At 58.0% G+C, this 13,070-nt stretch carries 10 protein-coding genes and 1 tRNA gene; 2 read left to right on the forward strand and 9 right to left on the reverse strand.

The window, feature by feature from the left end:
• Nucleotides 1-17 precede the first annotated feature (17 nt).
• A tRNA-Met gene (locus KP705_RS03820) sits at nt 18-94 on the forward strand.
• 227 nt (nt 95-321) lie between these two features.
• Here the strand turns inward: KP705_RS03820 and KP705_RS03825 are convergent.
• The 9 genes from KP705_RS03825 to KP705_RS03865 are packed head-to-tail and all read right to left on the reverse strand — an operon-like array spanning nt 322 to nt 11,183.
• On the reverse strand, nt 322-1,044 hold the full coding sequence (locus KP705_RS03825; RefSeq protein WP_215764070.1) for a M48 family metallopeptidase: 723 nt from the start codon (nt 1,042-1,044) through the stop codon (nt 322-324).
• Nucleotides 1,045-1,052: 8 nt separating this feature from the next.
• Nucleotides 1,053-4,256, reverse strand: coding sequence for a type I restriction endonuclease subunit R (locus KP705_RS03830; protein WP_215764071.1), 3,204 nt, complete (start codon nt 4,254-4,256; stop codon nt 1,053-1,055).
• A 4-nt stretch (nt 4,257-4,260) separates the two neighbouring features.
• The gene (locus KP705_RS03835; protein ID WP_215764072.1) at nt 4,261-5,340 is read right to left on the reverse strand and encodes a DUF4917 family protein; all 1,080 of its coding nucleotides are present in this window, start codon (nt 5,338-5,340) and stop codon (nt 4,261-4,263) included.
• Nucleotides 5,337-6,416, reverse strand: coding sequence for a serine/threonine-protein kinase (locus KP705_RS03840; RefSeq protein WP_215764073.1), 1,080 nt, complete (start codon nt 6,414-6,416; stop codon nt 5,337-5,339). Before KP705_RS03840 ends, KP705_RS03835 begins: the two co-directional genes overlap by 4 nt.
• Nucleotides 6,413-6,874 (reverse strand): hypothetical protein, encoded by a 462-nt coding sequence (locus KP705_RS03845; RefSeq protein WP_215764074.1) that lies wholly within the window; start codon nt 6,872-6,874, stop codon nt 6,413-6,415. The genes KP705_RS03840 and KP705_RS03845 overlap by 4 nt, the downstream gene beginning before the upstream one ends.
• Nucleotides 6,871-8,076 (reverse strand): restriction endonuclease subunit S, encoded by a 1,206-nt coding sequence (locus tag KP705_RS03850; protein ID WP_215764075.1) that lies wholly within the window; start codon nt 8,074-8,076, stop codon nt 6,871-6,873. The genes KP705_RS03845 and KP705_RS03850 overlap by 4 nt, the downstream gene beginning before the upstream one ends.
• The gene (locus KP705_RS03855; RefSeq protein ID WP_215764076.1) at nt 8,073-8,990 is read right to left on the reverse strand and encodes a GIY-YIG nuclease family protein; all 918 of its coding nucleotides are present in this window, start codon (nt 8,988-8,990) and stop codon (nt 8,073-8,075) included. Before KP705_RS03855 ends, KP705_RS03850 begins: the two co-directional genes overlap by 4 nt.
• A 37-nt stretch (nt 8,991-9,027) precedes the next feature.
• Entirely contained in the window at nt 9,028-10,596 is a 1,569-nt protein-coding gene (locus KP705_RS03860) for a type I restriction-modification system subunit M (RefSeq protein WP_215764077.1), read from the reverse strand.
• An 8-nt stretch (nt 10,597-10,604) separates the two neighbouring features.
• A complete protein-coding gene (locus KP705_RS03865; protein ID WP_215764078.1) occupies nt 10,605-11,183 on the reverse strand; it encodes a restriction endonuclease subunit S in 579 nt (192 codons plus the stop codon).
• Nucleotides 11,184-11,504: 321 nt separating this feature from the next.
• Here KP705_RS03865 and KP705_RS03870 point away from each other — a divergent pair, with 321 nt between their 5' ends.
• The gene (locus tag KP705_RS03870) at nt 11,505-13,043 is read left to right on the forward strand and encodes a recombinase family protein (RefSeq protein ID WP_215764079.1); all 1,539 of its coding nucleotides are present in this window, start codon (nt 11,505-11,507) and stop codon (nt 13,041-13,043) included.
• Nucleotides 13,044-13,070 lie beyond the last annotated feature (27 nt).

The following is a 13,070-nucleotide window of genomic DNA, read 5'->3' on the forward strand; positions in this document are numbered from 1 at the left end:
AACATCACATATACCACCGCGGGGTGGAGCAGCCCGGTAGCTCGTCAGGCTCATAACCTGAAGGCCGCAGGTTCAAATCCTGCCCCCGCAACCAGAAACACCCTAAAAACCCCGCTAAGTCGCTGACTTGGCGGGGTTTTTTGTTGCGCGTAACATCACACGCCTATCAAATTCCCCCTCATTTCAATGACTTGGTACCCGTAGGTTCAAATCGGGGTACCCGATACCCGCAACCAACTGTTCTGTATGCGGGCGTAGATGGGCGTGCTTCGGCGTGCCGGGGCGTAGAAGAAAAGGGCGACGCGGGGCCATTCTGCTTTGTTATCGGAGCGCGGCCTCCAACTCCTCCTTCCGCTCCTTCCAATCGGGTATCACCGTTTCAAGCAATGCACGCCATCTATCGCCATGATCGGGGTGGAATGCATGCGCCAGTTCGTGACAGATGACATAGTCAATCAACCGCAGACGCGCTCTTACCAAGTCTATGTTCAGCAAAATACGCCCGCTTGGCGTATAGCTGCCCCACCGCTTTGCCATCGGACGAATGACCAGTGAAGGCCGCCTCAACCCTTTACGAATAAACGGCTCCAACACGATTTCGAACCGTTGGCGGAGGACCTCACGCGCTCTCAGTCGATAAAACGTCTGAAGGAGTCTTCTGCAATGAGGTTGATCGTCTGGGGTTCTGGCCGCAATCACCATGCGGCCACCATCAATCCGCACATGAGGGTCATCAGATTGTTCGACCGAGAGCCGATACTGTCGACCAAGCAGAAGATGGGTCTCACCTGAAACGTACCGACGCTTCGGCGTAATCTTCGGTCTCTGGGCAATCGTATCGATCTGAGCGAATATCCAGGCACCTTTCCGGTACGCCCTGGTTCGGATCTGTTCAATGCCCTCGCCAATCGGGGCAAAGACAGTCACCTCTCCCGTCGGGCGAACATCGATGCGTAGTGCGCGCCTCACCGTACGGGTCAATTCCGCGGTGATTTTGCGCTCTCCCCAACATATTTCGATTAGCTCGGCCGACGGGGAGACCATGACTATTCTCACTGAGCCAGCCGTACACGCGCCGATGCCAGAACATCATCGACGATACCATCAAGAACACTCGGGTCGATCAGAACGCTCCGTTCTCCCCGCAACTCCTCGAAAAAGAAATCGTCTATATCATTTCGAATGGCGTTCTCCACATCGCGGTCATACTGCCAGCCAACTTTGCGCCGACGCTGGATGATCTGACTGATCTTTAGAGCAATGTCGGCAGTCAACTCTGGATCATTCATGCCGACCTTATCAAGGTTACGCTTGGTCAGTCCCCAGAACACGTGGGCATGGCTGTCATCCCGAAGGCGAGCTGGCGTCGGATCGGCTTCGTCCTGCCGCGTAACCACCTTGTCCCGCAATGCCTTGATCTTCGAGAGATAGGTGAGATCGCTGATCCGCCCTTTGTGGAAGTCTGCGATTGTGTCGCGCACAAGCTTTGAGAACTTTTCGAAAAAGATTGGATCTTCATCCCACTTCTCTTCAATCGAACGGGTCAATTGGTGGGCGATCGTATCCGCCACAGAGGCACCGCTTTCGGCTTTTTCCTCCCGTCGCGCTTCAATCGCGATGTCGTCGAATATATTCAACGGCTCGACCAACGTTACGACTTCGCGTGCAATGACGTGGCGATCCAGCAACTGACGAATGCGCTTTTCATAATCACGCCAGTCAACACGCTCGGCGTAACGAAGCGTGACTGCGGCACGCAGACAGGCGAACCGCCCGAGATCATCCCTCCAGCGCTTCAGCAGTTCCGGCTTCGTCGTTTCAATAAAGGCCGGGGAGGCAAGCGCCACCGTGAACGCCCGCGAAAACGCCGATAGGCGCTCATAAAACGTGGCTCTGATCTCCTCATCCGCCAGAAGGCGCGCATAGGCTTCCGTATCAAAAGTGTTTGAAACGGATTTGAACACGTCGAGCAAAGCGGCGTGCGCACCCGGCACCTTGTTCGCCTCTTCCCGAATAGCCACGACACTCCTGGCTATGTCCTCCGGGCTGAAGCCTTGCAACGCATCGTAGCTTGCAAGCGCATCTCCGAGGTCTTTCAGGATGCCGGTGTAGTCGATGATGAAGCCAAAGGGCTTATCCGGCGCGCCGTCTTCGTCGAATACCCGATTGACCCGGGCGATGGCCTGCAAAAGTCCATGCTCCCGCAGCCGGCGGGCCACATAGAGCACCGTGTTGCGTGGCGCGTCGAAACCCGTCAGGAGCTTATCGACAACAATGATGATATCGGGGTCGCTGGGGCCTTTGAATTGCTCGACGATGGTTCTGTTATAGGCGTCCTCGCCCCCATGCCGCTCCATCATCTTGCGCCAGAAGGTGCGCACGAGATCGTCATCAGCTTCATCGACCTCGTCTTCGCTCTCGCGCATTTCCGGCGCAGAGATCACGACTTCCGTGGTGACAACGCCAAACTCATCGAGGAGCTTCTTGAGCTGGATGGCGGCTCGCTTCGAGGGTGCCGCAAGCTGCCCCTTCAGCCCGGTCCCCTTGAAGTTGGCGGAAAAATGCTGACCAACATCGAAGGCGATCGACTGAAGTCTGGAATCCACGCCTTCGATCTCACGGGCACGGCTCATCTTGCGCTTCAGATCGGCTCGTTGGTCGTCGGAAAGACCGCGCGTGTGGACCTCGAACCAACGGTCGATCTGCGCGTCATCGACATCGGTAACGACTTCCCGCCCTTCATAGAGGAGCGGAACGACGGCCTTGTCATCGACGGCATCTCGCATCGAATAGGTGGGCTGAACCAGTTCGCCGAACTTGGCGAACGTGCTCCTCTCCTTCTTGGCGATCGGCGTGCCTGTGAAGGCGATGAAGCAGGCATTGGGCAGCACCTCGCGCATGCGGGCATGCAAGCTGTCGAGATTGCCGAACTGGCTACGATGACTCTCGTCGACCAATACAAAGATATTGGCCGAAGTATCGACGATCCGCCGCTTGTTGAGCCCGGCGCGAAATTTGTGAATGAGCGTGGTGACCACTGGGGTCTTGTCTTCGATCAGAGACAGCAGGTTCTCGCCCGTCGCCGCCCGCTTCGGCTCCTGGCCGGTGGCGCGGAACGTCTTGGTGATTTGGTCGTCAAGATCGGTGCGATCGGTGACGATGACGATGCGCGCCGTCGCATGTGCCACAGCGATGGACTTCGCCAGCATCACCATTGTTAGGCTTTTGCCCGACCCTTGCGTGTGCCACACGACACCTCCCTGGCGGCGACCGGCGGTGTCGCGCTCCTCGATGCGCTTCATCAACGTCTCGACAGTCGCTACCTGCTGGTAACGCGCCACCTTCTTATGGGGGCCGTCGAACAGCATGTAGCGGCGTATCAACCGCATGAAGCGCTCCGGTCGGCAGAGGCCGACGATCGTCTCATCCAAAGGCGTGACGAACCGGTGCCCCTCCATCAGGCCGTCGTGACGCTTCATATGCGGGGCGAAATCGAGGGCGACACGCTTGCCTTCGACCGTATCGAGGGGGCGATTGACCACATCCTCCGCGAAGCCCGACGGGTCTTCGCGTTCCTTCCACACGCTCCAAAGCTTGCGCGGCGTTCCAACAGTGCCGTAACGTGGATCGTGGTTGTTGGCCGACAGCAGCAGTTGGGCGGAATAGAACAGCGCCGGCACACCTTCACCAGCTTTCTGATTACGGATTTGCTGGCTAACGCCCTGGTCGGCGGAAACGTGCGAGGCCTTGACCTCGATCATCCCCAACGGAATGCCATTCACGAAAAGAACGAGATCGATACGGATCGTCGGCCCACCTGCTTCGCTGACGGTATACTCGCTTGTCACCTGAAATGTGTTGGCGCGCCAGTCGTTCCAGTCGATGAACTTGAAGGCCCATTCGCGCGACGTGGTGCCGATGGTTTGCGGCAAGGCGATGCCGAGTAGCAAATCGTCGGTCATCCGCTCGTTAGCGCGCACGACGCCCTCTGGGATGCGCTCGGCGAGCCGGCGAACCGCAGCATCGATATTCGCTTCGGAGAACGGATAAGCCCGTCCCTCGACATGAATGCGGTTGATCCGCGCCAGATCATCCCGGAGCTGGGTTTCGAGGAAAGGCAGCGTCCGTCGCCCGTCGCGCCATTGATCGGCCTCCGCCCGGGTCACGTAGCGCCAGCCGCAATTGATCAACGTATTTAGCGCCTGAAGCTGGGCTCCGCCGGCTTCGGACACAGGGAATTCGGGGGAATGGTTCACGATTTCACCCCCAAACTTTCGCTGACACGGCGTCAAAGAAGTCCACCCTGAGTGCGGGATAAGTTTTGGGCCGCAGGGCCGCAATCTTGTCGACGTTACTGCGGATCGTTCGGTTTGCCTTACTGTCCGGGTCTCCGTATAAGCTGACGAACAGATGCGAGATTTTGCCGTATCCGATCATATTCAGGACGTGCGCATCATTTTTGGCGAACGAATGCCCGTAGATAAACAGAGCAGTTCCCTCTCTCGATTTGGTCTGGCATACCCCTGCAAAGCTTTTGAAATTGTGGTGCAGATACGCACTGTGTTGAATTTTGGTTAGCTTGCTGTTGCTATCGCCTTCAGCCACAAAGACGGGAAACAGGTCCTTTTTGAGTGCATCGTTCGCTTGGTCGACCAATGCCTTGCCCGTGTTCACCCAAGTATATTTTTGGAGTTGGTAACCGGCGTCAAAGAGGTGAAGGGCGCCGTGCAGATAATGGATATTCTGACCATGCGCAGCGCCTTCGCCCTGCCACTCTACATACGGCGCATCAAAATCGTCTTGGTCCTTGCGGAAGCCGTCGTCATGGTTGAGCTTAATTCGTGAAAGTTCGTCTTCCTCCTCATGCATCAACGCCCAGTAAAGCAACAAATCATAGTTCATGGTGTAGATCTTGCCGCCCGCTCCTTGGCCCACAAAATTCGAAAGAAATTGACGGCAAGCTGCGTAACGTTCATCGGAAATGTCGTTAGGACGCGCGGGGTGACGCCCCGCCACAGCTTGGATAAGGTCTGTCTTCAGCTTTTCGGCGTCTGTCAGAAGCATTTTCTTGGTAGTGACGAGTTTGGGCCGGTAGACGCTCACAATGATCGCTGCATGCTGAAGCGCGCGGATGACTTCCTCGAAATCCTGTGTCCCCATCGCGATGAAAATTGCGGCCAGCTCCCTAGACATGGCCTTTTTGGCTTCTTCGAAAAGCGAGCCATATGCAAATATGTCCGGTTTACACGCGATACTAAAGCCGTTCCCAAGAAGCAGATGTCTCTTGCCGTAATTCTCAGATTTTTGAAGTGCCTGATCGAAGCTAAGGATTTTGATCATGCCGCGCTCCCCGTCACGACAGCCTTCAAGAATGCCACTTCAAGCTTGCACGCTTCGGCGTTGGTCATCCCTTTTTGGGTAAACTGAGAGATCCTGGTTTCGCGCCCGGACTGCTTATTCGTCTTGAAAGCCTCGAAGGCCGCATTCGGTCCGGCGGCCGGATGGCGTTCAAAACGAAATGTGTGCCGCGTGTTGGAGCCTATGAGGCATCCAGTGCCGTCGACAGTCCAATGTCCTGCAAAGGACAGCCTCTCAAGTGCCCGCCGCATTTCCAGCGCCGACTGGAAGCGCTTGGTAGGATCTGGATCGATAGCCGTCAGGACCGCGCGACACACGGAATTGGGGATGAAGGGCGAGAAGTCTCGACGCGAGATGAGAGAACCGCCGGCGAGAGCGGCTTCGTAATCCTTACGACCGAGCGAGTTGTACTTCGCCTCCAGCGCCCCAAGTCCCGCCAACAACCGGAACATGGTAAGCCCCGCCTGGAAAATGTCCGTTCGGGCTTCAATACCATTGCCGGCAGCGGTTTCGGGCGCCGCATGAAGCACGTACCAACTGGACGGCATTATAGGCGCACCCGTGGGCGAAATCCCCACAATTCCGTAATCCGCCAATTTGGCTTCACCCTGTGCGCCACGCAGGATGTTTTGCGGCTTCACGTCATTGTGGAAGAAGTTGTTCAGATGAAGGTGCTCAAGGCCTTGGAGCACATCGATCATCGAGCGAATTGCGATCGGCAAAGGCAGAAAGCCTGCCGGGTTGGCCAGTGTCGTGATCGACCCACCTGGAAGATAGTCCATTGCGATCACGACTTTGCCGTCGGTCGCAACATCGGCCTGGTGAACGCGCACCAGATTGTTGTGCGTGAATGCATGGCCAACCTGTGCCTCACGTAGTCGCTGGTCGATCCCGATGCCGGTGTTCAAGATCTTGATGGCATACTCATGGTTGACGGCTTGGTCTTGCGCTAGCCACACTTCGCCGAATGACCCGCGCCCAATCGGCCGCGCCAATCGATATTTGTTATAGAAGGTCGTACCGTTCGTGATCGGCATCGGAGCGGGAGCCAAACTCATGGGTTGGTCGCTCCCCACCAAGCGGCGATGATGGCGTCCGCCATTTTGCCGTCCCAATACTTCGTCGTTTGACCGACCCGTGCGATGGCATGGTCCTTCACCTGCGCACTTCGGGTCGACAGCGAGGCGTAGATCTTCGACACCACCGACTTGTTGTGCAGGCCGCAGTACAAGAGTAAGGCGGCCTCCTGATACGACGCGACCCGCTTCGCGTTATTGTCCCCTTGCGTGAACTCCCCCTTCTTGATGACCACTCGATCAATGTCGGGGTGGATGTGGAAGATACGCTCGAATTCGCGATAGAGCCACGTCACCTGCGCTGCTTCACTGGTGCAATCCGCCGGGAAGCGGAGACGGCTCTCGCCATCCGCGTTGAGAAGCGCGGGCGGGGTCACAGAGCTATCCACGATGGCATAGCGCGGCGTACTTGGATCGCTTCTGAAACCCAAAATCTTCATTCGAATTTCTCCCCCAGCCGCCACTCACCCGTGAGTAATTTTTGCATCAGACCGCGTTTTTGGGTGCGGAGAAGCTTCGCGTGCGCGGACAAGTCCTCGATCATGAGGTCTTCCGCGTCGAGGATAGCCGCAATTTTCTCTTGAACGTTGAGAGAAGGCAGGAAGATTGCGGCTTGCTCGATGGCGTTGAGTGTCAAGCCGAAGCGGACAACACCATTAGCCAAGCGACTGAACTGCCAACGAATCTCGGGATGGCGCATCGCTTGCGCGATGAATGGCCCATGGCCAATCCCGTCGAGCGGGCGGGCGATCGCGAGGTGATACCCGCAGACGAGGCCGTCAATGTCTTCAGCGATCAAAGCAGGCTCAGCGATATCTTCAAATGTCTCGGAGTCCTTCGTGAACACAACATCATGCTTGCGCAAGCTGTTGCACGAAATCTGGCTCTGCGAAGCCGTCGCGGACATGAAGTCCAATTTCGATGTGATCCGGCTGTTGTGGAAAACATCCATGTAGTTGCACAACCGAACGGTTGCTTCGTCTGCACGGGTCTTTTTGTCCACCCCGCTGAACCACACGTTTGCGGCTTCGAGAAGAGGGCGTTTGGGGAGGTTGCGAAACAACGTCTGAACCAACGCACGCTTTCGCTTCCACCTTGCGCTGATGAGGTCTTTTGTCTGATCAATGGCTCGATCCCAAGCGTCCAGAACGGCCACAATGCGCTGCTGCTCAGGCAACGGAGGACGCATCACCGGTAACGCAAGAAGGTAGTCCGTAACCAGTCTGCCGGTTCCATGCCCTGCCCGATCTACTCGCCCCATCACAGCACCACGCATTGCGACAAGACTATGCGCGAGAAAGCGGGCATTGATCTCCGAAATTGGCTGTAAGGCCTTCACGTCCTGATTGAACGCCATCGGACGGGAGGTGATTCCTACTGGAAAATCTTTGAATAAGCCCATGCCGCGAACGAGGATAAGAATTGTCCCAGCAGGAACTGTATTTATTTGTTTCGCGCCGACTTCAGTCAGGTGCTCAATCGAGTCCTTTAAGTCGAAGGATTTAAGATCCTTGGCACTTATCCAAGGCAGACTCCCTTTCCAAAAACTAATATTCGCTCGGTTGGGAGTTCCGCCAGAGCGGAGTGTGACGATCTCACCCAACTCAGTGCGTTCCCAGCCCGTTGGTAAAATCGCCCTCATGCTGCACCCCCTTCGCCGATCCGGCGCTTGCGCCAGTCGCCATAGCACTGGCCCGTGGTGGCGTGTTTCCAGTAACGGTTGCCGCTGACATTGCCGCCATAGACTGTGCCGGCAGCGCCCGAGGGTGAGTCGAAGGCGGTGTCGGCCGTAAAGAGCAGGAACTTCCCGTCGCCATCGGCCACCAGGACACCATCGGCAATGAGCTGCGCGCGTCGTCGTTTCAGCCCCTCGCTACAGCTTGGAACCTCCTGATACTTGGCGCGCGACCCGGCCAGCACAACGAACTCGTCGCTGGCTTCGCGCGCTCTGGCGTCCGTTCCTGCCTCGGTAAACGTGAAAAGCGTATCAAGATCGGCGGTTACAGGCGCAACCGTACCCGCAACCTCGTTAGCTCGGCTCGGTGCTCCTGCCTCCTGTCCCGCCGGACGAAGCACATCGAAACCGAGCACCGGCAGCAGGATCTCGATTTCATCGAGCACCCGCTCCATGTCGGCGATTTCCGGCTCCGGCAGCCCCTTGAAGGGCGGTTCGGTGCCGTTGACCAGCTTGGCGCGGCCCGCATTGCGGATGGCGGCGATGATCCGGCTTTCCAGATAGCGACCATGGGCCTTGGTCAGGTTTTCGTCCTTGGAGACGACCAACACCGCCCGCGTGAAGAACTCCTTCGACTCGTCGCTGTCATGCGCGGCAAGGCGGGTCTTCACCTGGTCGCCTTCGCCGACATAAACGAGCTGCCGGCCTGGCAAGTCCGGGTCGGGTCCGACGAGGAGATAGATGCCGGTGCGGCTCGCCTCTTCCCGCCGGATCAGATCGGGCAGAGCCGTGCGGGAAGCGACGGCAGCTCGTACCGAGGAGATGCCGAGTTCGGCCGTGATGACGCCGGACGGCGAGCCATCGGCCAGATAGAGCTTCAAGGTGCGTCCGCGCCGGGAGGCAGCGCGCGAAGGAGCGTCAGACATTGATGCCAAGCTCCTTCAGATAGGCATTCATTTTCTTGCGCGTCTCGGCGAGCTGGCTTTCGAGGTCACGGATTTCGTTCTGCACAGACTGGAGATCGACTTCGGGCTCAGGTTCGAAGGTATCGACGTAACGCGGGATGTTGAGATTGAAGCCGTTGGCCTCGATTTCCTCGAATGTCGCCCTGTGCGAATAGCGCTCGATCTCTTCACGGCTGCGATAGGTCTCGACGATCATAGTCACGTTGTCGTCAGTCAGCCGGTTCTGCTTCTTGCCCGGCTCGAAATCGCGGCTGGCGTCGATGAAGAGAATGTCACGCTCGTGCGACCGCAAACCGTCCGTCTCGCGCGATTTGTCGAATATCATGATGCAGACCGGGATTCCGGTTGTCGGGAAGAGCTGCGCCGGCAGGCCGATCACCGCATCGAGCAGATTGTCGCGGATCAGCTTCTCGCGGATTTTGCCTTCGGTCCCGGAGCGAAAGAGAACGCCGTGTGGCGCGACCACGACAATGCGGCCGACTGAGGGGCGCGCGATCGCCAGCATGTGCAGGATAAAGGCGTAGTCGCCCCGGCTCTTTGGCGGCATGTGCGGGGTAAAGCGCTTATAGGGATCGGGAAGCGCGTTTCCTTCCGAATCCGTGTTGCCCCACCACTTGTCGAGGCTGAATGGCGGATTGGCGACCACCACGTCGAACCGCATCAGATGATCGCTTTCGATCAGCGTCGGTGAGTTGAGCGTATCACACCAGTCGATACGTGCGTTGTCCTGCGCATGTAGAAGCATGTTCAGCCGGGCGAGCGAGCGCGTGCTGCCGTTCGATTCCTGGCCGAAAAGCTGAAAATTGCCATCCGACACTTCCTCTCCGGCCCGCAGTAACAGCGATGCCGAGCCACAGGCCGGATCGCAGATCCGCTCACCGGATTTTGGATTAGCTAGTTTGGCGACGACTTCAGACACCTTGCGGGGCGTGAAGAACTCGCCCGCCTTTTTGCCGGCGTCTGATGCGAAACGCTCAATTAGAAAGATGTAGGCATCACCGAGGATATCCTCGGACGTCTCCGACAGATCGAGACCCGGCTTAGCGAAGTCCTCTAGCAGCGTTTTCAGGCGTCGATTACGATCCTTTGTCTGACCCAGGTTCGTTTCTGAGTTGAAATCAATCGTGCGGAAGAGGCCGCCGAGCTTGCCTTCGTTCGCCTTTTCGATAGCATCCAAGACAATGTTGATGAGCTCGCCAATGTTGTCGCGATTACGACGCTCATAAAGGCTGTAGAAGTCGCCGAGAAAGCTCTCCTCGACTTCGTTCGTCTTGCTGTTTTTCAGCTCCACGGTCGGCAGCTTGAAACGCTCGCGATCTAGGCGGCGCTGGATGCGAAGTTCGTCGCCACCGAATTCGCGGCGATATTCTTCAACGTGCTTGCGGCGCACATCACTGACGTATTTTAGGAAGAGCGCGGTGAGCACATAGTCCTTGTACTGCGTGGCATCGACAGCGCCGCGGAAGGTATCGCAGGCGCGCCAGACGGCCGAAAGAATATCTTCTTGCTGAAAGGTGGGCATGAGATCTCCTATGAGTTCAGGCTCGCGGTGGCCGCGCAGAAGGCATGCGCAAGGGCTCCACGACTAAGAATGGAATTGAGGTTAGTGAGTCGTTGCAGAAGTGCGGCCTCGTCGTGAAAGGATCGCGCCAGTTCGGCAATCAATCTCTGCGTGGGCATCGGTGGGAGAGGGACGATAAGGCTATCGAGAGCTTCCTTAGGAAGCCGGGCGAGCCCAGTCCCTTGCTTATTGCCGGAGAACGCTGCCTGCGTCGCGGGAAGATCAAAAAAGGCTGCCAAATAGCCGGGATCGACCTTCGATGGGTCGGGACGGACCAGATAGAGATCCAGGGAAATGAAGGCACCGAGCCACGAGTGAGCAGCCTGACAAACATCAGTTGTGGTACCGCGCGCTGCGACGATCAGGTCGCCTTCCTCTAGTGGCAATGCCCTGGCGACGACCGGAGGTTGGCCGGTCGCGAGCTTCGGGGCACGGCCGGACCTTAGGTCAGACAAGTCGGATAGCCGCACAAAGCGCGCGATTCCGCTGTTGCCTTCCTGAACTGCCACGCCGGAATAGATACCGGATATTTCTCTTAGTTCGAGCATTCCTCAAATTATGAAAGTTTTTATCCGCAGTCAATTGAGTTGGAGTGCGTCTCAAGTTTATTTTTTTTGGGGCGATGGATCGGCTTGGCGTGGTCCACATCTGTCAATCGGCACTGAACTTTGATCCCCAATCGGCATCCAAAAATGACCCCATGGAATCGAGACTGGGCTTTTCCCCTGGAGCCGTAGGCGCAAGGGAAAAGCCCGGTCTCGATCGTCCGTTTTTGTGCTCCTTGCGGCGGTAGGCAGAGGACTTCATCATTCTGCAGGATCTCAAGGTGCTGAAAAACGGGCATAAGCGGGCACTTTTGGACAATGTTCATGCTCAAGGCTGCCCTGTATGCCCGCTATTCTTCCGACCTGCAGAATCCCGGTTCCATCGACGACCAGCTGAGGCTCTGTCGGGAACTGGCAGAGCGGCAAGGTTGGGAGATCGTGGGGCTGTATCATGACGAGGCAGTCTCGGGAGCCAGCCTGCAGGGACGCGACGGACTTCAGCGCCTGATGGAGGACGGCCGGGCCCGACAGTTCGACATTGTCTGCGCCGAGGCGCTGGACCGAATTTCCCGGGATCAGGAGGACATGGCGCGGATTCATAAACGGCTGCGTTTCGCCGGGATTGCCCTGCACACGGTGTCCGACGGGCGGGTTGACGAACTTCAGGTGGGCTTCCGGGGCACGATGAACGCGCTGTTCCTCAAGGACCTCGCCGAGAAAACCCACCGTGGTCTGCGGGGACGGGTGGAACAGGGGCGCTCCGGAGGTGGACTGGCCTATGGGTATGATGTCGCCGCCGATCAGGGGGAGGGGGCGCGACAGATCAATGAACGTGAGGCCGCCGTGATCCGTCGGATCTTCAGGATCTTCGCTGACGGCCAGACGCCGGGACGTATCGCGGCCATACTGAACGCCGAGGATATTTGCGGGCCTCGAAACCGGCTCTGGTCCGGCACGACCATCCGGGGCCATCGCAGCCGCGGTACCGGGATCATCAACAATGAACTCTATCGTGGAGTGCTGGTCTGGAACAGGCAGCGTTACCTCAAGGACCCGCAGACAGGCCGCCGCCTGGCGCGACCCAACCCACCTGAAAGCTGGATCCGGACCGAGGTGCCGGAACTGCGGATCGTGAGTGATGCGCTCTGGCAGGCCGTGCAGTTACGGCAGGATGAAATCGAAAACCGCAGCCGGGCGATTGCCGAAGGCGTGCGGATTGCTGCGAAGGCGCGGGAGCAGGGGTTCCTGCCGGCATCGTCCGGGTTGTGCCGCCTGCTGGCCTGCGGACTGTGTGGCGGAGAGATCATTCATGTCGGACGGCAACGCTATGGCTGCGCTGCGCATGCCCGGAAAAAGGCGTGTGACAATCGCCGGACGGTAGAGCGACGGGTTATGGATGCGGAAATCCGTTCGGTGCTGGAAGAAGCCGCCGCTACGATCATGCTGCATGCGGAACCGCTGGAGCAGGAGGCCCGGGCGCAGGGCGGTCTGCAGGAGAGGCGGATGGAACGGGAGCGCCACGAGCTTGCAATAGTCAACGGGCGTATCCAGTCAGTGATGACGGCAATTGAAGACGGGCTCTATACGCCTGCGCTGAAGACGCGGATGCAGCAACTCGAAGACCGGGCGGCCCGGCTGCGGGCCAGCCTGCAGATTGCCGGCGCCCACCAATGTGCGGTTCTGACGGCTCCACGCCGCTTCACGGCACAGGCCCGCAAGCTGATCGGCGCGCTGAGGGAAAGGGATGATACGGAAACCGTGCTGAAGTTGCGGCGGATGATCGGGCCTATTGTCATGACACCAACTGCCGGACAGGCGGGATCACGGTTCACGTTGCGGGCTCGGAGGGTGTGCGGGGGGTGAAGTGAAAAGGTTCGACTAGCAAGGGCG

This window comes from Gluconobacter sp. P1D12_c, from assembly GCF_018812105.1.
Taxonomy (GTDB): domain Bacteria; phylum Pseudomonadota; class Alphaproteobacteria; order Acetobacterales; family Acetobacteraceae; genus Gluconobacter; species Gluconobacter oxydans_A.

Coding starts and splice junctions, on each gene's coding strand:
- KP705_RS03825 (WP_215764070.1), bottom strand. CDS start 1,044: ATGGTCTCCCCGTCGGCCGAGCTAATCGAAATATGTTGGGGAGAGCGC.
- KP705_RS03835 (WP_215764072.1), bottom strand. CDS start 5,340: ATGATCAAAATCCTTAGCTTCGATCAGGCACTTCAAAAATCTGAGAAT.
- KP705_RS03840 (WP_215764073.1), bottom strand. CDS start 6,416: ATGAGTTTGGCTCCCGCTCCGATGCCGATCACGAACGGTACGACCTTC.
- KP705_RS03845 (WP_215764074.1), bottom strand. CDS start 6,874: ATGAAGATTTTGGGTTTCAGAAGCGATCCAAGTACGCCGCGCTATGCC.
- KP705_RS03850 (WP_215764075.1), bottom strand. CDS start 8,076: ATGAGGGCGATTTTACCAACGGGCTGGGAACGCACTGAGTTGGGTGAG.
- KP705_RS03860 (WP_215764077.1), bottom strand. CDS start 10,596: ATGCCCACCTTTCAGCAAGAAGATATTCTTTCGGCCGTCTGGCGCGCC.
- KP705_RS03865 (WP_215764078.1), bottom strand. CDS start 11,183: ATGCTCGAACTAAGAGAAATATCCGGTATCTATTCCGGCGTGGCAGTT.
- KP705_RS03870 (WP_215764079.1), top strand. CDS start 11,505: ATGCTCAAGGCTGCCCTGTATGCCCGCTATTCTTCCGACCTGCAGAAT.